This window comes from Arenibacter hampyeongensis (assembly GCF_002909255.1).
GTDB classification, from domain to species: Bacteria; Bacteroidota; Bacteroidia; order Flavobacteriales; family Flavobacteriaceae; genus Arenibacter; species Arenibacter hampyeongensis.
In genome coordinates this window covers 34,291-57,052 of the sequence record NZ_PIOB01000003.1, presented here as the reverse complement: position 1 = coordinate 57,052, position 22,762 = coordinate 34,291, and the positions used below count along the sequence as shown (strand labels likewise).

Annotated in this window: 16 protein-coding genes; 4 read left to right on the top strand and 12 right to left on the bottom strand. The window is 40.4% G+C overall.

Features of this window, described 5'->3' with window-relative positions:
* Window positions 1-66 precede the first annotated feature (66 nt).
* Window positions 67-195: a hypothetical protein gene (locus CWD91_RS23075; protein ID WP_262482703.1), complete on the top strand. Its 129-nt coding sequence runs from the start codon at window positions 67-69 to the stop codon at window positions 193-195.
* Window positions 196-234: 39 nt separating this feature from the next.
* Here the strand turns inward: CWD91_RS23075 and CWD91_RS08540 are convergent, their stop codons facing one another.
* From CWD91_RS08540 to CWD91_RS08505, 8 genes are all read right to left on the bottom strand, one after another.
* The gene (locus tag CWD91_RS08540; RefSeq protein ID WP_103440576.1) at window positions 235-1,614 is read right to left on the bottom strand and encodes an exonuclease domain-containing protein; all 1,380 of its coding nucleotides are present in this window, start codon (window positions 1,612-1,614) and stop codon (window positions 235-237) included.
* Window positions 1,615-1,809: 195 nt separating this feature from the next.
* Window positions 1,810-3,375, bottom strand: coding sequence for a hypothetical protein (locus tag CWD91_RS08535; RefSeq protein ID WP_103440575.1), 1,566 nt, complete (start codon window positions 3,373-3,375; stop codon window positions 1,810-1,812).
* A gap of 11 nt (window positions 3,376-3,386) precedes the next feature.
* A complete protein-coding gene (locus tag CWD91_RS08530; protein ID WP_192877649.1) occupies window positions 3,387-4,766 on the bottom strand; it encodes a neutral/alkaline non-lysosomal ceramidase N-terminal domain-containing protein in 1,380 nt (459 codons plus the stop codon).
* Between the two features lie 29 nt (window positions 4,767-4,795).
* Entirely contained in the window at window positions 4,796-5,821 is a 1,026-nt protein-coding gene (locus CWD91_RS08525) for a sialidase family protein (protein WP_205164620.1), read from the bottom strand.
* A gap of 50 nt (window positions 5,822-5,871) precedes the next feature.
* Window positions 5,872-8,238, bottom strand: coding sequence for a GH92 family glycosyl hydrolase (locus tag CWD91_RS08520; protein ID WP_103440572.1), 2,367 nt, complete (start codon window positions 8,236-8,238; stop codon window positions 5,872-5,874).
* 15 nt (window positions 8,239-8,253) lie between these two features.
* Window positions 8,254-9,210, bottom strand: coding sequence for an alpha/beta hydrolase (locus tag CWD91_RS08515; RefSeq protein ID WP_103440571.1), 957 nt, complete (start codon window positions 9,208-9,210; stop codon window positions 8,254-8,256).
* Between the two features lie 12 nt (window positions 9,211-9,222).
* Complete coding sequence (locus tag CWD91_RS08510) at window positions 9,223-10,503, bottom strand: sugar MFS transporter (protein ID WP_103440570.1); 1,281 nt, start codon at window positions 10,501-10,503, stop codon at window positions 9,223-9,225.
* A gap of 15 nt (window positions 10,504-10,518) precedes the next feature.
* Complete coding sequence (locus tag CWD91_RS08505) at window positions 10,519-11,409, bottom strand: bile acid:sodium symporter family protein (RefSeq protein WP_103440569.1); 891 nt, start codon at window positions 11,407-11,409, stop codon at window positions 10,519-10,521.
* 481 nt (window positions 11,410-11,890) lie between these two features.
* Here CWD91_RS08505 and CWD91_RS08500 point away from each other — a divergent pair, with 481 nt between their 5' ends.
* Complete coding sequence (locus CWD91_RS08500) at window positions 11,891-13,279, top strand: OmpP1/FadL family transporter (RefSeq protein ID WP_103440950.1); 1,389 nt, start codon at window positions 11,891-11,893, stop codon at window positions 13,277-13,279.
* A gap of 127 nt (window positions 13,280-13,406) precedes the next feature.
* Here CWD91_RS08500 and CWD91_RS08495 read toward each other — a convergent pair whose 3' ends face one another.
* The 4 genes from CWD91_RS08495 to CWD91_RS08480 are packed head-to-tail and all read right to left on the bottom strand — an operon-like array spanning window position 13,407 to window position 18,059.
* Window positions 13,407-14,420, bottom strand: a complete 1,014-nt coding sequence (locus CWD91_RS08495) for a polysaccharide deacetylase family protein (protein WP_103440568.1) — start codon at window positions 14,418-14,420, stop codon at window positions 13,407-13,409.
* A gap of 26 nt (window positions 14,421-14,446) precedes the next feature.
* Complete coding sequence (locus CWD91_RS08490) at window positions 14,447-15,364, bottom strand: alpha/beta hydrolase (protein WP_103440567.1); 918 nt, start codon at window positions 15,362-15,364, stop codon at window positions 14,447-14,449.
* Window positions 15,351-16,736, bottom strand: coding sequence for a PhoPQ-activated pathogenicity-related family protein (locus CWD91_RS08485; RefSeq protein WP_205164619.1), 1,386 nt, complete (start codon window positions 16,734-16,736; stop codon window positions 15,351-15,353). Before CWD91_RS08485 ends, CWD91_RS08490 begins: the two co-directional genes overlap by 14 nt.
* A 30-nt stretch (window positions 16,737-16,766) precedes the next feature.
* The gene (locus tag CWD91_RS08480; RefSeq protein ID WP_205164618.1) at window positions 16,767-18,059 is read right to left on the bottom strand and encodes a hypothetical protein; all 1,293 of its coding nucleotides are present in this window, start codon (window positions 18,057-18,059) and stop codon (window positions 16,767-16,769) included.
* A gap of 294 nt (window positions 18,060-18,353) precedes the next feature.
* Here CWD91_RS08480 and CWD91_RS23070 point away from each other — a divergent pair, with 294 nt between their 5' ends.
* Entirely contained in the window at window positions 18,354-19,304 is a 951-nt protein-coding gene (locus CWD91_RS23070) for a PKD domain-containing protein (RefSeq protein WP_103440566.1), read from the top strand.
* 48 nt (window positions 19,305-19,352) lie between these two features.
* Window positions 19,353-22,754: a SusC/RagA family TonB-linked outer membrane protein gene (locus tag CWD91_RS08470; protein WP_103440565.1), complete on the top strand. Its 3,402-nt coding sequence runs from the start codon at window positions 19,353-19,355 to the stop codon at window positions 22,752-22,754.
* Window positions 22,755-22,762: the final 8 nt, after the last annotated feature.

Below are 22,762 nucleotides of genomic sequence, written 5' to 3'. Positions count from 1 at the left end.
ACATTTATCATATTTTAAAGTTTGGTTTGTGTATATTTTAGCCTACTCAATCTAAAATTCACACCTATGATTTTACAATACTTACCCTTAGTAAATTGGAGCAACGGAATAATAATGATTTCTGTTTTTGGAGCCGTTTGCGTCGGTTTGGTTACCGCGGTATTGATGTTAATGAACAGTGGAAAGAAAAAATAGTCTGGGAATATACCTGCTTATAATTCCCAGTTCATTTCTTTAAATTGAAATAGGGGTTAATTGAATTGCTTTGTTTGGGTATTTTTTTAAATACCATGAAAGAATTCGTTTAGTGTCCATATTTTCCTTTTGGAGTTCCAAAAAGTTTTCCAAGTCGTCTATGGTACTTACCTGTTCATTTTTTGGAATAAATCCGTAGCCCTTATATTGGTTGTTGATAACCAAAATAAATCCCTCCTCCTTTTTATATCTTCCCTTCTCCTTAATTACGATATTTTGATTTTGGACCGCTAACTCCTCAATGACCATTTTTACTTTGGAATTATAGTCGGCAGGGGATTCTGTACCTCTGCATATACCGTTACAACTGGTTATGCTGTAATGGGAGCAGCTAGAAATGTTTTCCTGTAAATGGCAGAACTTTGGACATAGCCCATAGGACTTGCAAAGTTCTTCCATAAATAACCTACATTCTGTTATGGAGTTAAAAGTGGATAAAGGCTTGGGAGTCAATTTTAATTTGTTGTAGGCTAAGTGTAATATGCCATTTCTATCTTCATAGGTGAAGATCCCATACTCTTGTGGTGTTCGCTTTTGACTTTGGTTGTACAATGGGAAATGATGTTTGATTGCCGCAGATTCCATTAATAGTGCAATTAGCTCACTTCCCGATAATTCAAAATCGATATCATGCGTGGCCTTGCACATTAAAATTTCTTTGGTGGCCTTGTCATAAAAATGGCTCAACACCCGCTTTTTTATATCAATGGCCTTACCAATATAAATAATGGTTCCTTTTTCATCTTTAAAATAATAGATTCCGGGAGCGTTGGGCAACTTCTCAAATATTTCCTTGGATAATGAGGGCGGAAGTGTAGCTTCTTGGGAGCGTGCATTCAGAAAGGATTTAAAAATCTTATCAGCACCATCGGTCCTTAGCAATTTTTTAAATAGAATTACGGTCGCCTGGGCATCTCCTTTTGCCCTATGCCGATCGGTCAAGGGAATATTTAGTGAGGTACATAATTTGCCCAGGCTATAGGAATTTAAACCTGGAATCAATTTTCTGGACAAACGTACTGTACACAATTTTTTACGGGAAAAACCAATGCCAATATTCTGAAATTCATTTTTGATGATGTTGTAATCAAAATTTACGCTGTGAGCCACAAAGATCGTCTCTTGGGTCATTTCCAAGACCTTTGGGGCAATTTCTTCCCAAGTTGGGGCATTGCGTACCATATTGTCATCAATTCCCGTTAGACCGGTTATAAAGTATGGAATTTCACATTCCGGATTTACCAAGGAAGTATATTCATCTATCACCTCATAACCATCAAATTTGAAGATGGAAATCTCCGTAATCTTATTTCCTTTTATTCCGTTTCCGGTTGTCTCTATATCTATGATGGTGTACATAAAAAATGGCGCTGGGCATAACAGAACATTAAAGTTATGGGAAAATGATCAAAAATAGGACCTATAACATATTAAAAAAAAAATTTGATTATCCAAGGTTACATCAGACCATCCATAGATTTCTGTAAGAAAATGCTGGTTGTATCATTGCAGGTCCCCAAATAAAGTTACACCCACAAAGAACTTCATTTACGATTATTTTAAGTCTTGTATAACTTCCGTTAGAGCATTGTAAATTATGGGACCCGTTTCTGGTCCCAAAGAATTTTCTTCCCCATAGGTATCACCTTCATCATTATAGAGATAAGGTTTTCCCGTATCCCATTCACTTTTGGGTATTATGTACCCTATTTCATCATTGGAAAGTCCCAAGTAGAATTTGTACTTGTCGGTAATCAATTCCTGAAGTGGAGGTATCTCCATGGGCTGGATGTCAAATTCTCGCCCTTCAGGTGCTTCAATTCCGCCATAAACAATTTCGGGATATATTTCTCCAGGGATGCTTAAAAAGAAAGCCGGGCCTATCCGAATGGCGCCCACTTCCGTTCTCGATTTAAAATATTCTGGCATACCCATTTTAATCAAGCCAATACCACTGGCAATTTTAAAGGTAGTATTGTCCAAAGGAGCCATTATGGTTTTTGCCCTTATCGAAATATTGGAATTGGCCAGAGTATCCCCTTTTTGTTTTAAGGCAGCTAAGGACATCAGTGCAATTTGATCGCCAAGCGCTTTGGTTTTTTCAAAAGTGGGTTCAAAATATTCTTCTCCGGTAAAGGGGTCTGGAATACCAAGGGAAGGGTGGGGGGCCATTAGGCCACCAATGGCTCCTGAAAAATAAATGGCGACACCGCCAAGTCCTTCATGTACCAATTCTTTTCCATTATATACGCCGTTTTCCATTGCTTCACGTATAAAATGCGGAAAATCGGAACTGATCAATAGATTTTGGGACCATAGCGTTTCCGGGTGATTGGCCCAATTGATGATGGTCCCCAAGGTAGTATCGTTTTCGGCATCCAAGACCTGCATTAAATGTATTCCAGTGGCTTTTACGATCGGTTTTCGGGTGTCTTTAATGAGTTTGCCATCGTTACCGGATAGATCTTCGGCGAACACCAGTTTGGCCGGGCGTAAATTTTGAACGGCTTCCGTAATGGCTTCAACGGTCTGGGATTTTACATATTCCATCATTTCAGGATTTACTCCCGAATTGAATATATTTTCTCCCCATATGCCTACAAGGTCATTGCTTTCATGGGTATGGGTAGAGGATATTAAGGTGTAATCTATTCCTAATTCCGCAGGTATACGTTTTCTGATATCGATCACATCGCCATGTAAAAAACCAATGGCATCCATAGAAATCATAGCGATCCTGCTTTTGCCATCGTCCATTACCATGACACGGGACCACACATCATCATGGACGCCCTGTGCCGGCTTGGCATTGCTCATTCCGGCTATCCAATACGCATCAAATTTTCCATTGTTGTTATTGTCATTATACGTATCCCCTTCATCTTTACTGTATTTATTGTTTCCATTGGCGTCGTTCCAAGTGTCCACTATGGTAGGTGTTATAGGCTTTTTGGCAAATCCGGCCTTAATGGGCTGAGGAGTTTTGTTTTCAATTTTTAGATCTATGGTGTAATCTGGATGGCGATCGCGCCAATTGTACATCACTATGGATGCTCCTACCAACAGCAGTAAAAGGACCAATATCCCGATTATTTTTAATCCCTTTTTTAAAGTTTTCATTGTATTTGGTTTTATAGCTTGGTATGAGTTAGTTCATTGGCCATTTTAAAATTGAGTTCCATCAGGTAATCGCCCATACTGGGGCCATACCACCCCATTAACCGCGCTTCGTAAGTATCATAATAGTAATATTTTTGCGGTACGATATAACCCAAATATTGCCCATTAAAACTACTGAGCACGGAATTATAGCCCTGCAATTCCAAGGCGTTTTTTAAATCCAAACCATATTCACCGCTAAGTTCGTAAGGCAGTGCAAGCCAAACGAGCTTGTTTAATTTCAGGCCCTGTACATGAACCGGGTTCATTTCTGGCATCAGCTTCCTTCCTAAGTAGGGCGAAAGTCGTAAACGGTCAGAAATATATAGGAACTGTAACTTTGGAATTTCAATCTCTGAGGATATTGCCGTTAATTCCATATTTCCGGAATGTTCCATTTTGTTCAGGGCCACTTGGGCCGAATCGGCAAGGGTTTCCCCAATGTATTTCGCTTTGACAAACTTCTCGCCTATACCTTTATTGGAATGACTACCCACTGTTCCAGCGAAGAACATGGCGAGGTCCACACCATTTTCTTCCATATGACGTTGAAAGTATCCTGGATAATCTCCCGTGTATTGTTCATTATCGGTACCTATTACGGTGGCATGGGCAGAAAAAACGCCAATGCTGGCTCTTCTACCGTTTTCCTGAATAAAGGATAATAGATCTAGTTTATCATTGAGGCGCCCAGATTCTCCAATTATCCTATTTCGTACCAGATGGGGAACCTTTATGTAGCCTGATGAAAACTGGGCCGGTTGTTTGTCTGCCAAAGCCTTTAATATAAGGTCGGAAAATTTTTGGGCAAGCCATGCTACTACTTCCGGTTGATACTCTCCCCCAAAACTTTTGCCTACATAGCCCGGCATGCAATTTCCAATACTGGAATGGGTATGGGTGGCTCCGAAAAAAAGCTGTTTCCTGGATATTTTTCCTTTTAAGATTTCGGTTACCTTTAAGACAACATCTTCAGGTATGGCTACCAGATCCGCGTTGATCAGTATAATGGACTCATTGTTGACATCTATGGCGATTGCTTTGGCAAATATGGAATCGTGCACACCCGTTGCAATTTTGCCACTGCCATAACCCGCCATTTTAATGCTATTGAATTCCCCCTTATTGGGGTCTGGAGTTCCACTTACAATTTTAGGGGTGATATTTGTTCTTGCAAATCCGGCAAGTAAAGATCCCTCGGCTTCCGTTTTATTTTTAACGGCTTCCTCTATATTTTGAATAGTATTCCTGTAATATTGGGTTTCAAAATATGGAGAGGTATCTATAGTACTGGTAGCAAAAAAGAACAGAAGAATCAGGAGCAGGATAAGTGCCCCAAAGATTTTAGCCAAGATCTTTAACCATTTTAACATCATTGTTATTAATTAAGTTTTTCGGGATCTATAACGACATATTTTACCGTTTTTCTGTTCCAGGTATAAACAATATGCACCTTTCCGTCAGGGGCCTGTATCATGGTGGGGTATGAATATTCTTCCCCGTCCTTATCGGTGTTTTCCCTTAATGGTTCCAAGTCCAACACGCGTTTCCAATTTTTACCGTCAGTGGACAGGGCCAAACTTAAAGGTACCCGATCGCCCCAATTTTTACCGGTGGGATTGTACACCAATAATTGTCGTCCATCTTTTAAGCTTACTCCATCAATTCCAGAGTTGGGATTGGGTAATGAAGTGGCTGTCATTTTGCTCCAAGTACTGCCGTAATCCGTAGACCAATTTTCTGTGACAACCTCATTTTCTGTTCTACTCAATAGCTGTATTTTTCCATTTCCATAATTTAGTACCACAGGTTGAATGGCGCCAAATTCCTTGCCATCATTAAGGGCTTGTGTCTTGGACCAGGTCTTTCCGTTATCAGAACTAAGTTCGAGATGTATTTTCCATCCGTCGGTGTCGTCTTCCGTGCTGGAGGGAGAAAGTATTTCCCCACTTGCCAATTGAATGGGTTGATTTTTTATAGGTCCTAGTATGCCGTCTGGAAGCATTACAGGGCTGGACCAGGTTTTTCCATCATCCTTAGAGGTCATATATAGTCCCCACCACTCAGTAGGACTGGGCCCTACTTTGTAAAATAGAATTAACGGTTGGTCTTTTGGTTTAAACAGTACTGGATTCCAACAAGGGTATCTGGTACCATCTTCCTGTACGCCATTTACAACTTCGATAGGGGTAGACCATGAGCCTGCAGTTTTTCGGGATACCCAAATTCCCACATCGTCGTTCTTTTCTTCCGTTCCACCAAACCAAGAGGAGATAACCGTTCCATTACTTACTTCTACTGTGGAGGCATGACATTCTGGGGTAAGTGCATTTTCAATTTCGTATATAAATTCCTGTTCTAAAATGGCAGGATGTTCTAATGGAACTACTTCAGGTAATTTATCCATTTTTCCTTTACATGATGCTACTAACAAGGTACATAATAAAAACAAAAGTCTCATAAGATCGATTTAGATGATTGTTCGTTAATTGAATATTGCGAAAGATTGGCCATGATGAAGGTTAAATTGCCACCATTGGCTATTTCTTTATGGTTTATCCATGTGTGCTCCAAGGGTATATTGTTGAGCAGCACTTGTTTTACATAGATATGTTTTGGATTATAGTTTTCCGTATTTATGGTCAATAGGTTTTTACCCATTTTAAGAACTGCGTTTTTAAATAATGGAGCTCCCAGTTGATATATATCCGTACCTGCAATGGGATAAAACCCAAGTGAGCTAAAAATATACCAGGCGGACAATGTACCTGCATCATCATTTCCGTCTATACCCACGTAGGTATTGTCATATTTGTTATCCAAAATCCAACGTACCCATTTTTGGGTCAGGTCTGGTCTCCCAGCCGCATTGAATAAATAAGCGGCATGGATATCCGGTTCATTTCCGTGCCAGTAGTAGGAGCCTGGGGACCAAGTAGCTTTTTTTGGATCTGCCTTGGCAAAGAAATTGTTAAGTTCACTGATAAAATAGTCTTTATCTTTAAAAAGGGATACCAGTCCATCCGTATCAAAAGGTACTGCCCATCTCCATTGCAAGGCACTCCCTTCCGTATAATCCTTGGTATATTCCTTGTCCCAATCCGTATAAGTAAGTTGCAAAGGTTTAAATTTTTCTACAAAATGCCCATCCTTATGTCTTGGTTGAAAATATTGTGTTTCCGCATTCCAGACATTCTTGTAATTTTTGGAATGTTTTTCAAACAATATTTGGTCTTCGGGAAAATTTAGTTCCTTCGCCAAAAGGCTTATGGAATGATCGGCCCAAGCATACTCCAAGGTCTTACTAACAGCTTCATCCCCATATTCGGTCGGACAATAGCCGTAGGTAATATATCCGGTTATTTCTTCACGGCCGGTTGCGGAACTGTCCTTGGGAATGGGCTCCAAGGCAACTTGTTTCATTTTTTTATAGGCAAGGTCCACATCAAAATTGCGGATACCTTTTATGTAAGATTCTGCGATGACCATATCCGCCGGGGAGCCCAACATTGAATTGCTATAACCATACCCTGATGGCCAACGCGGCAGACTGCCCCCTTGTTTGGCCATTTCTACCAAAGAGACCAACATGTCCCTTTGTTCATCCTGGGCAATTAGGTTAAACAGTGGATGTACAGTTCGGAAAGTGTCCCATAAAGATAGATCTGTATAGTAGGTAAAGTCGGTTGCCAGGTGGACTTTCTTGTCGAAACCAATATATTGGCCATTTACATCATTGAAGGTAGTTGGCATTTGAAAACTTCGATATAAAGCACTGTAAAAGACTTTTTTTTCCTCCAGTGAGCCCCCCTCAATTTTAATCAGCCCTAATTTTTCCTCCCAACCGGATTTGGCACGATCCAATATTTCATCAAAATCCAATAATCCTACTTCAGTCTCCAAATTCAATCGAGCGTTGTCAATGCTAACATGGGAAATTCCAACTTTGGCCGTTACGCTTTCTTGTTTAAAGCCGAGAATCACTTTTAGGCTATCGCTTTTCTTGCTAGTAGTAGTTTCGTCCAATATTTTTCCATCCCAAATGACATGATCGGAAAAGGGCTGGTTAAACCTTGCCACAAAGTATACCTGTATACCTCCAAATCGGCCGGCAAAACTACCAAAGGTCTTAACGGAACCTTCAATTTCATTGCTTTTCTGAAGTATTTTTATTGACCCGTCCTGTGCTTTATGATTACCTGTGGTATTGGTTATATGAATTAGGATATTCTTTTCCCCACTAGCAGGAAAATTATATCTATGCAGGCCAGTCCTCACCGTAGCCGATAATTCCGCCTCTATTTTCTCTTTCGGTAATTTTACCCGGTAATATCCAGGAAAGGCGACTTCGTCCTTATGGGAAAACTTATGTGCATAATCTAGCTTAAAGTTTATATCGTTCCTTGGCGTTGTTGTAGGGGTAAATAGAAAATGACCTCCATCCGTAGCCCCGGTACCGGCCAATCTTGTATGGCTGAAGCCTAATATTTTACTGTCTCCGTAATAATAGCCCGAGGTACTAAAACTTTTGATGTCGTTAAGGATTGACATGGTTTCAGGACTCAATCGGACCATGCCGAAAGGCACGGTTGCACCAGGAAAGTTGAATCCACAGACCCAACTGGGGAAGCCTCCAGTGCCAATAAAAGTATTTACATATTTACCTAATTCTCCTGGACGTAAGTTTTCTGTTTGGTTATTTGGGGTGGCATTTACAGTACTTTTATATTTCCAACTAGCAAGAAAAATAGCAAGGAGCACAATGCCCATGCCTATTCCAAGGGAATAGGCTGTGATTTTTGCTGTTTTTTTTAGCCATTTCATAACTTATACTTAGTTCTAATTTATGGGAATGTACTTTTCAAAAAACCGATCCATATGGTATTGGCAATAAGCATTCACTTTTACAGAAGCATCCATAGTATGTGGCCAGCCTTTTAGTTTATGGTAATAGGAGGTGGCACCAGCTTCCTGTAGGGTGGCATGCAATATATCCGATTGTTCATAGGGAACCAATTCGTCCAGGGTACCTTGGAATGTAATGGTTGGGGGGACATTTTTTGAAATTAGAAATAGGGGAGAGGCATTTTTGTACAGTTCAGGGGCCTCGTCATAGGATTTACCTATTAAATATTGCACCGAGGCTGCTTTAATGGCAGTTTCATCCGTTAGATTGGATGGGCCATAAAAATTCACGATGGCTTGTACAGCGGCAGTTTTTCCGTTCTCATCTACATCTTGGGGAGTGTTGGAATAGGCGTTCATCATGGCCAAATGCCCACCGGCTGAACCACCAACCATGGCTACTTTTTTAGGATTTATATGGTACTGGTCCGCGTTTACTTTTAACCATTTTACGGCATCTTCAACATCATTTAGCTGTGCAGGATATTTGGCAACATTGGTTAATCTGTATTGTATGGTAGCCGTTATATATCCTTTTTTTGCATAACTGATCAAATACGCCAAATAATCGTGTTTGTTACCTTTTTTCCATGCTCCGCCGTGTATAAAAATAATTAACGGGGCGTCCTTATCAAGTCCCTTGGAGTGGTAAATGTCCAATTTGAGTTGTGTGGTGTCCACAGTTTTATAAACTACATCTTTGTATTCCTCAATATCTTCTGGTATGGGGAAGTCTGTTTCTATTATTTTTAGGGCCCCAGTTGCATAGGCTATCTTTAGGGTGGTATTATTAGAGTAGCCTTTGGGCGGTTGGGAGATATCATATTGTTTTGATTTACATCCAACAATTAATAAGAATATCGATAAAATGAGTACTATTCTAATGCCCATAATTAATTTAACTTAAGGTTTCGATGTTTTTCCAGTTTCAAAAAATTCTTTAATACTTATGGTTTTATTATTTACCAGAGGTTTGGCCCAAAACCCTATACTAAAAATAAAGCCTAAAGTCAGGTATAAAAAGATCATACCTCCTTTAAGCCCAATCAGATCACCTATTGCCCCTACAATTAGAGGAACAACGGCCCCGCCCACTATTCCTGAACAAAGTATACCGGAGAGGGCACCATGGTTGTCTTTTACCGAGTTCAAGGCCAAGGAGAATATAATGGACCACATGACCGAAGCAAAGAATCCGACCAAAGGGAATGCCACGACGGCAATTTGCGCAGAGCCAAAAAGTGCGGCTGTCAAACTTAAGATGGCTGCTCCTGCAAATAGTTTCAGAACCAATTTGCTATCCATAAATTTCAATAATAGCAGCCCAAGAATACAGCCTACAGTTAATAGGCCCCAAAACAATGAAATGGCGCTGGCTCCTTCCACCCTTGGGTCCAACCCATGATATTCGGACAGAAACTGGGACATCCAATTGGCGACACCCTGTTCGGTTCCAACATATGCGAACAAGCCCATAAAGAATAGGATTACTTTTTTGTTTTTCAATAATAGCTTATTAGTGGCCCAAGTACCGGCCCTTTCGTCTTCATTCCTTTCTACCTTGGGTAATTTTATGGGATATATGAATATGACCATAAGCAGTGAAATAATCCCAAAAATCCAGTAGAGGGAAACCCATGGTAAATCTTCTGGTACAATTTTGTGAAATGTTTCGATAACAAAATTGGAATTGCCCGGACCCGAGTAGTTTTCCAGGTTGAGAACAAGATAAGAGAAAAGGAAGGGACTGATAAAGGAAGCAAGTCCAAATGCGAGCTGTCCCATTACAGAATTAAAGGCGAAATGTTCTTCCCCCCCTGCAACCCGAAGCAAGGGATTAATGGCTACTTGTAACATGGCCATTCCCGAGCCTATTAAAAATAGGGATACCAAGGCTATAGGGAAATTGGGAAACAAGGAAAATAGAATAGCACCAAAAAAGGAAACCAAAAATGCAGCCAAGATTACCTGCTTTTCCCCGTAGCTTTCCACTGCTACTCCTGCGGGAATGGAAAACACGCCGTAGGCAACAAAAAAGGCAAATGGCAATAAGGCGGCCATGGTTAAGCTGACCTTGAAATCAGTAATGATATCGGGGATTAAAGGCCCTAAAATATTGGTAAGGAAGGAAATGACAAAAAAGATGAATAAAATAAGGACTACAATGATTTGATTTTTTTTCATCTTAAGGTGTGAGGATTATTTGGCAGATTCTTTTTCCAGACTTAATTCATCCTTTACACCAAGTGGTTTTCTGATAAAAATAATTACGGTGGCCGTGATGAACATTAACAGCCCATAAATGGCAGGCACAATGGAGTATTCGGCATTGTTCAAGGCAATTGTTGCAAGGGTAATTGCTAAAGTCCCATTTTGGATTCCTGTTTCAATGGAAATACTGATGGCTTGTGGTCTTGTTAGTTTAAACAGGACGGCCATTAGAAACCCTATGGTCATGGTACTTACATTTAGTAGTATAGCCGGTAGCCCAGCCTCACTTAAATAGCTCATAAAAACATCCTTGACGCTGATTGTCACGCCAATGATTACTAAAATAAAAATAATGGCAGAGGCTATTTTAACAGGTTTCTCCATTTTGTTGGCAAATGCTTCGAATTTACTTTTTATAAGCATCCCAATTCCAACGGGTATGATCACTATTACCAATAACTGTTTTACCATGGTTAGGGCATCAACAGTTACGGCCATGCTTTTATTGGAAAATTCTTCCAAGGCAAATTGCACGATTAATGGAATGGTTAAAATGGACAAAATACTGGACACGGCAGTCAATGAAACGGATAAGGCCAAATCCCCTTTGGCCAAATAAGATAGCATGTTGGATGTTGGTCCACCAGGACAGGCCGCCAATAACATAATGCCTATGGCTGTGGTGGGGGACAAGCTAAGGGAAATGGCAATAAAATAGCCAATTAACGGCAGTAACAACATCTGACATAGGAGACCTATGATCATAGCCTTAGGATAGCTAACCACTCTCTTAAAATCGAACATGGTCAAGGACAGGCCCATCCCGAACATAATAATTATCAAAGAAATGGCTAGGATTATTCCAGAGGTTGAATTCATGATAAACAGATATTATTGAAAATTATTATCATTTTCCCAAAATAAGGGGTTACACACAAATAAAACTTATTAAAAAGTATTTTCCCTATTAAATTTTATTTGATTTGCATTATATTTTACCAAAAAAGTGAAAATATGTTTAATTATTTCTAGAAAGTGTTAGAATATTTGAAATTTTGGTTCGGGAAGGTTTTCTGGTTTTATTATCGAAAAGGACTTTTTAAATATTCCAATTTTCAAACTAACAGCGATTAAACTCCCAATATAAGACAGACTTACATATTTTTAGGCGGGTACTGCTTGCATGCCATGGCTAAGGTTGAGATGGTAACCTGGTTAATTATGCAATAGGTCATTGGGTACTTCTTCGTTAATTAGTAATTAACCTACTAAGCCTATAGATTTTATTTTGTATTTTTGTCCCCGATTGGCCAGATTCCAGAAATTGGCCTGGTCAGAAATTAATAAACGATTGCAAAAAATGAACAAATTAGCATGTAACATCTCTAGCTTATCTAGGATATCCAAGGGATTTTTTATTACAATTATATTACTGCTGTGGGGAGCATCTACACAGGCACAAGTAGGCCATGTACTTCAAGGGGTAGGGAGTATCAATACCTCCATGGGCGGGGCAGCTACAGCACAGCCGTTGGATATAGCCGGAGCCTTATTGTGGAATCCTGCTACGCTCTCAACATTTGATGGGCAGATACTGTCCTTTAATGCTGGTTTGTTTTTTTCGGATCCTTCCATTTCCTCCACCGTGCCAACACAAAACGGGCCATTCAGCGGATCTACGGGAGATGATCGCGGAATTTCTATACTGCCGGCTCTGGCCTATGCTTGGGGAAATGCAGAAAGCAAACATAACTATGGAATCTCTGCCTATGGCGTTTCCGGTTTTGGTGTAACTTTTCCCGAAAGTCAGGACAACCCTATAACCATGCCACAGAGCTCAGGGGGGTTCGGACGCATAGAATCGGATTATGCACTACTGCAGATAAGTTTTGCATATACCTATCAAATAACCGACAAGATATCTTTGGGGATACAACCGAATTTTAATTATGCCACCTTGGAAATTGGGCCCAACCCATTGGCAGCACCAAGTCAGACTCTTGGTTATCCCAATAGTGATAAAGCCGACGCCTTTGGTATTGGAGCACAGTTAGGCCTTTTTTATGATTCCGGAAGTGGATTTAAGCTCGGTGCTTCATACAAATCCAAACAGGTTTTCAATGATTTTAGTTTTAACAATACCTATCTGGATGGAAGCGATGCCCCTAGCGTAGATTTCAATATGGACTATCCGGCAATATATTCGGTTGGACTGGGCTATTCTAAAGGAGATTTTGATTATGCCCTGGATTACAGGTACATTGACTATGAAAACACGGATGGCTTTAAAAAGTCAGGCTGGCAATTGGCAGAAAGCGGTGATTTCGCAGGATTTCCCACAGGTGCCGTACAAGGGTTTGGATGGCAAAATATTTCTGTAATCTCTACAGGACTTCAATATAAGGGTATCCAAAAGCTACCCCTGCGTATTGGCTATACTTATAGTGAAAACCCTATTCAGGAAGAATTTGTTTTCATGTCCTCTCCAGCCACCGCGGTCATTAAAAATGCATTTCAGTTTGGGCTCAGCTACCAGGTATCTGAGCGTTTGAGCCTAGATTTTGCCTATCACCACGGAACTAGCAGCGGTTCAACCACTGGGCCGTTGTTAAATCCAACGCCTGATAGTTCGGGAGGTCCATGGAACGCGGACACCAACCCTACCGGGGCTATCCCTGGAAGCGAAGTGGGATATGATATGACCACTGACCTTGTAATAGTAGGGTTTAGCTTTGCCTTTGGACAGTAGTAATCGTGTTTAGGAGAATTTGGGCAAATTCTTGGCCAATAACCAACAAGTTTATTGGTGATGGAAAGCAGTTGCCCAATAATTCCTTGGTATGTTTGGTTTATGAATATTTAACAGGTTATTCTTTTTAGTTCATAGCATTGAACCGACTCATGATTTCTTTCCAATTGGTAAAAATAATACCTTCTTCCTTGAAGAAATTGATTAGTTCCGGATCGGAAAAAATCTGTGATTCCCAAATCCTTTGTTGCCAAGATCCAGTAATACTTCTTAAGTTATCGGTATCTACGGAAGGGTGAAAAATGATTTCTGTTAGACCTGGTTTTAAGGATTTTATCAATTCTTTAAAGCTATCCAGCTTTTCTTCATAAGTATCCGCCTTTGGTGCACTTGTAAAATAATCCAATTTGGGCAATGTGTAGGCCTCGGACATTTTAACGACCGAATCATCCATAGGATATCCTTTTGCCCTGAATTCGGCTAGTACCGAAGGTACGGAAAGATCAATAATGTTTGCAGGAATACCGTATTCTTGGGCAACTTTAATATATGCCTTTACGTAGCTAGGGTCGCCGAACAACGTGCCCATGTGGGTGTCTATATGGTCTGGTCTATAGCCCCATGCTATGGATTGCTCAATTTGGGCCCTTATTTCCTTTTCAACCTCCTCGGCAGTGGCGTGTTGTACTACCTCAGGGACACTTCGCCACAGTTTATCTTCAGGGTCCAATAATCCAGGGACTTCGGCGTCCGGGGTTATAGGGCCCCAACGATGCTTCTTCCATTCACTGGTCAGTGTAAGATGAAGTCCGATATCCATAGCTGGGTTTTCCTTCGCCCAATTGATGAATTCTTCGGCATTGGGACATGGAATCATTACGGCAGCGGACTGAATGTGTCCATTGTTCAGTTGATCTTTGGCAGCTATATTGGCCTCTGGGCACATCCCAATGTCATCGGCGTGCAGCATAATAACCTTTTTTCCGGCAGGCCATCCCAGTTTTTCCGCCCAGGTTTTGGCTACTTCAACAGGCTGTTCTTCCACTGTTACCGCGTTGTTTTTTTTCTTTTCCCCACAACTAATTAGCAAGAAAGCCATACTAAGGCTCAGGAATAAGGAGAATGGATAAGACTTTTTCATTTTAATTATTTTTTTAACGTATAGATTTATAAATATTTTTTAAACCAGTTGAGTCCGTCACCGAAAATTATATCCAAAGGGGCATCCCTGTGTTTGGCATCGTACCATATAATTTCCTTGGGTTCCTTAGCTCCATTATAGAGTAGTTTGCTCATTAAGGGAGGTACTATTTCATCATTTTTTGCATTTAACATTAGGAAGGGACGTGGAGCAATCTCTTTTACATAGTTGAGTGGCTCAACAATACTGACAAAATCTTTTGCTTCCTTGGAAAGAGCGTTCTCTTTGTATAGTAGATTCATTTGCCCACCAGCCAACGCTACTACAGGGACTTTTATACGTTCTTCCACTCCACAAAAAATGGTACCGGTAATTCCTCCTAAACTTATGCCATAATATCCAATTCTTTGGGCATCCAATTCTTCACGGGTTTCAATAAAATCCACAGCCCTTCTTAAGTCGAATACGGTCTGACTAATGATGTCCCTGGTCCAGTGTTTATAGGTCCCGGTAAGATTAAAATCATACACATCATTTTTTCGTTCGCCGTGCTGACTAAAATCGAGCCTTAACACCGCATAACCGTTTTTAAGGAAAAGATCGTTGCCATAGGCCACGTAATCTACATTCTTGTTATCCCCTAGGCCGTGCATTAGGATAATTAAGGGGAATGGTTTGGTGCTATTTTTGGGAATACTTAGCAGACCAGTAACTTTTTTGTCGTGTACGCTACTGTAGGTTACATGATAGAGGGTAAAGTCCGTTGTATCCTTTAACACTGTAATGGAATCCTTTAAAGGGATTGCCTTATCATAACCGTAGTATCCACTTACAGTGAAGCTCTCGCTTGTGTCACTGGCGTAAATGATGGTAAATGCCAGCATCAAAAGAATGGCGATAATTCCGGTAAACCAATATGCCTGTTTTTTACTAAAGGATTTCATCGTCGTCTGCTACATACATTCTAGAGCTCTTGGTATATTTTCCACCATTAGGGTCGGCGTATTCCAAATCAATATAAAAAGCCTTGAAGCCGCTTTTTGGAAATTTCACCTGCTGAAAAATATGGTCATGGTCTTTTGAATCTATTTTTTTTGAGGTCCATTTTTCGTCCCTAAAGTCCCTATCTGACGAATCTGCCGACCATATATAGGCATTTTGAAGTTCATCCGAGGTAGTTTTGACCGTTAAGGTTGCCGAGGTTTTGTCCGTTGTAAGGTTGTAGGCCAAGGAAGTCTGGGGAGTCTTGTTCAGCGATTTCCCCCAAAAAGCACTTAGGGCCCGCATAGCCTGTTCCCCATCTCCCAAATCATGTCCGGCATTGGGTACATAGTGAATATAGTTTTCACCGGGGATATCATTGATATAATTCTTGATGGCATCTACAGGCCAATACTCATCATTGGTTCCGATAAATATTAATTTTGGCATGGTTAAATTGGTCCTATAAGAATAGGGATCTACCATTTGGGTTATGGCCTTCCCGTCCTCTGTTCCTACGGTTTGTGGGATTTCCAATTTTATATAATCATTTATTTGTACGCTATACTCGTTCCAAGCTGTAATTTGGTAATCCAAACTAACAGGCATATTTAAAACGTCTATTACCATTGGGGCAATTGTTTCAACCCTTTTATCGTTGGCCCCGGTTAGCCAGGTGGTCCAGCCTCTTTTGGAAGCTCCGGTTACCGTAAAGCGTGTAACTTCCTTTTGCAGATTTTTACTTGTGAATTCCTGAACTGCATCCATAGCCTTAACGGCACTTTTTACCATTGGAAAAAGTAGAGGCCATGTTAGGTCCTTATCATTTTTGTAATTGTGAAGGGTGAAGGAAATAAGTTCATCTTCCGTTAAGCCGTCGTAAAGCGGTTGGTTGGGAACCTGTCTTACAATAGCAACTATGGCCTTGTTTTTTTCCGCTACCTGGGCAAAACTAATCGACTTTTTGTCATCTTCATTGGAGGACCAATTGGGGATTCCCTCTTTTATACTTCCTCCAGTAATCAATAATAGTGCCCCGTCATGGGCAACTTCCTTGGGTACCAATACCGTTAGTTCATGGCTCCACACATGTTCTCTCCATTTCTGGGAGGTCAATAAGAGCTCATAGGCAGTTACATCCCCTATGGGGTAATTCTCTTTTAGTTCCCATTTATAGGTATGGTCGGCATTGTTTAGATAGCTCCGGAGTGCCGTTTCAGGTGTTACTGTCGCTTCAACTGGGCCAACATTTTCCACCAGCTTTTTTGGACTCTCCTTGCAGGAGGATATAAATAATAGGGACATCACTAAGAAAAGGGAAAGCATTTTTTTCATAAAGATATTTTGTTAATGTTAGCAATTATTTTACTTCTTGGGTTTAGGACTGCTTTTGATTAGGGCCAATAGGTCATTGATAAGGATTTCTCCTGTTTTTTCCCCTAGGCTGGTGCGACTTACGTAATCGTATCTTTTAAAACTGTTAAAATCTTCTTTTGTCAATATATACCCAAATGCATCATTGGTCAATCCAAAAAGGAAGGGATGTTCCGTGGGCATATTTCTTTTTAAATAATAGCCTATATTGGGTAGGGCTTCTCCAGGAATGGTCAGTATTTGGGCCGATCCAATATTTAAAAGGTTCAGGGTTGTACTCACGGCACTGTCCGAGTCGCCCATATTTAAAGGGGAATTATTTATAATATATCGCATCATTTCCGAATCTATAGGGAATTCGGTTTGTTTGGAGGTACAATATAGTTCAGGGTTCTCTTGGATATCAGCAGTTGAAATGATTTTTAGGGCTTCATCTGCCAACAAATTCCCGATACGCTTACATTCTTCCCAATCAAAGGCTTCATGGCCGTTTCCCAATCTATTGTCTGCAGTGACCATTCCTCCTTGGGCACCATTCATAAAAAGGGCCATCCCACCGGTCTTTGCCTCAATTCTATCATATAGTGGTCCAATGAGATCAGGACTCAAAATTCCACGATCGCTGCCTATTACCTCCGGATGTATGGCATAGTTTAGCAAAGTAACAATAGGCCGGTCTTTATTTTTTCCCTTGGTGCCCAAAGCCTGAATTACCCCACATCTTGGATCGTACAATTCCGGGGCGTAATAATTGTACGCTATTTTTCCTTTGGCCTCTCCTACAGCGATTTTCAGTTGGGCGGGTTCTAAATTTTGAGAAGCTTCATTCACGGCATCCGCAATTTGGATCACGCACCAATCAAGGTATTTTAAATCGGCTGCAAAATTCCCTTTTTCGTCCGGAAAAGCATAGGCATCAGGAGCGCTATGGGTATGTGTGGCTCCTATTAATATATTATTGAACGGAATGTCCTTGATCAGTTTTCTGGCCCTATTGCCAAGAGATGCCGGCCATCCGAGATTATCGACATTAACAATGGCTATTTTTTCCCCGCCCTTTTCCAACACCATGGCCCTAACATATAATTCTCCTTTCTTTTCAGTAGTGGGCTTGGGAGTTCCTACACCACCAGAAACCGCAATAAGTGGGTTGGGGGTAATAATTCGTTGGGCCGCACCCACATTTAGTTGTTGGGAATGGACATTAAGTGAAACTAGGATGAAAAATGGAATAAGTAAGAGATCTAATATTGCCCTACATGATGTGTAAGATTTTATTTTCATAAATATTCACATTTAAATGTTAAAAATGCTCTTATTATGCATGCATAAAACTTAATAAGAATATTGACTTATTTCACAAAAATATAATTAATTTATTAATTCAATGGTTAATATATAATGCATATTTAATAATATATCTGAATTGTATTGAAAAATTTAAATATATTTTTGGTAAGAGTGTAATTAATCGGTCCTAAAATTAACATATCGTTAACTGGGGGTTATCAAATTGGAACAAGATTTTGGTAATTCTTAATATTTGATTACATAAAAACTAACTTAAAACTATTGTTTATGACTAAAAAAAATCTAAGACTGTTGTATGGAGTTTTATTTTCGATGATACTATCCCTGTCCTCTTGTAGTTCAGATGATAGTACCAGTTCTGAAGATATTCCTCTTTCCGCTGATATTTTTCAGAGCACAGTCGGGAAGAAAGTAGCCTTCCAAGGGTTGACCAATAAAGCAACCTCATGGTTGTGGGATTTTGGAGATGGGACTACAAGTTCAGAAAAGAACCCGGTTCATGTCTTTGCTGAGGGCGGATATTACACTGCGAAGTTGACGGCTACTGCTGCAGATGGAAGTTCTGTAAGTAGGGAGATTGACCTAGCTGTAGATTTAACACCTTATATATTACTTACGGGTGGGCCAACTGCCACCAATGGTAAAACTTGGCGCATAGCCAATGCGCATTCCGCTGGGGATTATTTCGCCAATGCAGATGCTAGTCTTTCACCATTTGCAGGGGCCCCTAATCCCCTTCCTGGTGGTATATTAGGAGCTGGTTTAGGTTTGGGTGAGGTGTACCAGGATGAATATACTTTCCATTTTAATGGGGATTATTCCATGGATTTAAAGGACGGGGCTGCATTTAGTGGTTTGGTCTATCAATTTTTAACTACTGGTGGGGTGGGAATCAAAAATCCGAGTTCCGACCAGGATTTCGGTTTGTGCACGGGCTTTTATACCCCTGAGCCCAATGCTACCTTTACATATGTTGAAAATACGGATTTAACCGTATCATCTGTATATGGTCCTGGCTTTGCATTGACTTATAATGGAGTAAGTACCTTGAGTTTTTCCGGAACTATGTTTTTTGGAATGATAGATTACGAGCGAAAGGTGATTATAAAGGAAGTTAAAGATAATACCTTGAAGGCAATCATGTTTATATCAGCCTCTCCGGATTATGCGCCACTCAATACACACGCACTTGTGCTTACTTTTGAGGCTGTTAAATAGTCCTTATGTGGATAATCAAAACAAAATAACTAACTACAATATTATTCTATGAACACATATTTAAAAAATAAAATACAGAGCCTTGGACAATTGTCCTTGATGTTGTTGGTATTCTGCTCAGCATCGGTAATGGGCCAATCTGTTCAGCATATGGTATCGGGTAACTTAACGTCCTCAGAAGATGGAATGCCTTTGCCGGGGGTCAGTGTTGTATTAAAAGGAACCACTCAGGGAGTATCATCGGATTTTGATGGAAATTATAGTATAAATGTTCCCAATGGGAATGGTGTCCTTGTTTTTTCCTATATAGGTTTTGAAGCCCAGGAGGTGACGGTGAATGGAAGAACTTCTATTAATGTAACCTTAGAGCCAGGTGCCCAAGCCTTGGACGAGGTGGTGGTAACGGCTTTGGGAATTAAACGTGCCGATAAATCTTTGGGGTATTCCGTTGAAAATGTTGCAGGGGAAGAATTGACCAGGGTTGCCCAGGAGAATGTCTTAAATTCGTTGTCCGGTAAGGTAGCTGGTGTAACCTTAAATTCTACGGGAGGAACAGGTTCTTCGGTAAGTATGGTTATAAGGGGGGCAATCTCGTTAAGTTCTGACAACCAACCCTTATTTGTTGTGGATGGGGTTCCCATTGCCAACTCGGTAAACAACATTGGTGGTTTTGGTAACGATAACAAAGTGGATTATGGTAATGCTATTTCGGATTTGGATCCCAATAGCATAGAGAATGTCAGTATCTTGAAAGGACCAAGTGCAGCCGCTTTATATGGTTCGCGTGCTGGTAATGGGGTGGTTTTGATTACCACGAAAAAGGCCAATGAAAAGGAAAAGATGAAGGTTTCCTTCACTTCCAATACAGTATTTGATGTTCCTTATAAATATTTGGAACAACAAACCCGATTTGCATCCGGTTATTTTTCATTTTCTCCGGAATCTCAGGGAGGAAGTAATTTAATGCCGGCTGTGGCACTTTCTGGCGGAAATTCGGGATCTGAATTAGATCGAGGATATTTTGCGGTACAATGGAATGCGCCCTTGGATGCCAATGGTGTTCCAATTCCAACTGAACTAAGATCGTATCCCAATAATATCAAGAATTTTGTACAGACAGGAATTACCACTACCAATAGTTTAACGGTGACCAATAGTACAAAAGCATTAAATTATAGGTTGGGAGTAACCAATATGGAAAATACTGGTTTGGTTCCCAACTCTGATGTGAACAGAAACAGTTTCTCATTGTCAGCCTCGTCCAATTTAAACGATAAATTGGAAATAACTACCAATGTTAATGTGGTACATAGCTTTGCCGACAATAGACCGGCATCCAACAGGGGGGCAAATCCATTGCAATGGGCTTATGCCATGCCTGCCAATATTGATATACTGAGCATTAAGGATTACGATTTGCCCGGTACCGATGTTTTAAGCCTTTCAAGTGACTATAATAATCCATATTTCTTGGCCAACGAGGTGAATAATAGTTATTCTAGATATAGAATATTCGGGAATATGGCATTGGATTGGAAATTATCCCCTTCATTTAATATAAGGACAAGTTATAACCTCAATAGCTCCAATCAGACCCAGGAAACTAAAATGTCGCCAGGTTACAGTGGTGAAACCAATAATGGTACTTATGGTATTTCTAAAACCGATGGGGTGGAAACTAATGTGGATCTATTGGCAACTTTTTCGAAGGAATTCGGAGATTTTGATATGTCAATATCTGGAGGTGGCAATCTTATGTACCAAAAGAGTTCTGGGATTAGTAATTCTGCAGCCTCTCGGGTAGGTCTTGTTGTGCCAGACCTATTTACCATAAGTAATATTGCCCCAACGGCTTTGGTGTATTCCAGTTTCATGAGCGAACGTGGAATTAATAGTGTGTATGCTTTGGGTAATTTTGGTTTTAAGGATATGTTGTATTTGGACGTTACCGCAAGGAACGATTGGTCAAGTACATTGCCTGTTGATAACAGATCTTATTTTTATCCATCGGCTTCCCTGAGCTTTTTGTTAAGCGAAATTGTGGACATACCTAAGGTTGATCTATTTAAGCTGAGGGGTGGATGGGCCAGAGTAGGTAACGATACCAGTCCCTATCAACTTGGTGCTTATTATAACAATGCAGGACAATGGGACAATGCGATTCTTTACAGTGCTCCGGGAGGATTAAGTACGCCGACCTTGGAGCCGGAAGAAGCCACTTCAAAAGAATTTGGTGTGGATTTGACCATGTTTAACAATAGGTTCCGTTTTGAGGGAACTTATTACACTGTTGAAAATAAAAATCAAATTGTACCTAGCGTACCTATTCCAGGATCATCTGGTTATGGTAGTGTTAGTATAAATGCAGGAGTTTTGGAAAGTAAGGGTTACGAACTTTCCTTAGGCGTTACCCCTATAAGAACAGAAAATTTTAATTGGGATTTGAATGTTAACTTTACTACCAATGAATCAAAAGTTTTGGCCCTTGCCGATGGTGTGGATTATATTGAGTTTTGGAGTGAGAACAAAAGTGTATCCAGAGGGTATGTAGCCAATGCGGCCACAGGTGAAGACGGTTTGGTCGGGAACTTGTATTCTCCCAAGATTCAAAGGGTGACCGATGCCAATTCACCATATTTCGGATACCCTATGTTGGGTGAAGGTGAAGATGCAGAATGGCTTGCGGAAGAGGAAAGGGTAAAGGTAGGAAACTATAACCCTGATTTTGTTATGGGATTACAGTCCAGTTTTTCTTATAAGAATTTTACCTTGAACATGACCTTCGATTGGCGTTCCGGTGGGCAATATATGTCACAAACCTCAAGATACATGACTGAGGATGGTTATAGTCAACAGCTGTTGGATAACTTGATCGATCCGGGAATAAATGAGACCGGGCCCGAATTGAAGCAATGGGTGCTGGATAATGCAGATCTTTTACTTTATGGAGAAAACTTTATTTCTATCGGTGGCCCTCCAGGTGAAGGAGGATTTCCCGAGGCCTTTTCTGGAACGGTTGTTTATGACGGGGTTTTCAATGCTGGAGTAGTGGGATATCATGATGAAAATGGTAATTTTATATTGGAAAATGAAAATCTGGGCTTGGATGGAACGGCTTTTATTCCGTTCTCTGTAGCCAATGCTTGGGATTTTGGAACGCCACACATGTTCGATGCGGATTATATAAAATTAAGGGAGATATCACTCGGGTATGACTTGCCTCGTAAGTTTGTTGAAAAAGCAGGTCTGGACAATGTAAACCTATCCGTGTATAGTAGGAATATAATGTTGTGGACCAAAGACTCATCTTTCGGAGTTGATCCGGAAAGAGCCTATCAGGCAGAAGCCGGACAGGATAAGCGGGGTACTCAGTTTAAGCAAGGTATTGAACGCTATAATGTAGATCCATGGGTTGTCCCAGTTGGTTTTAAAATTGGTATAACATTTTAATAAAAAAA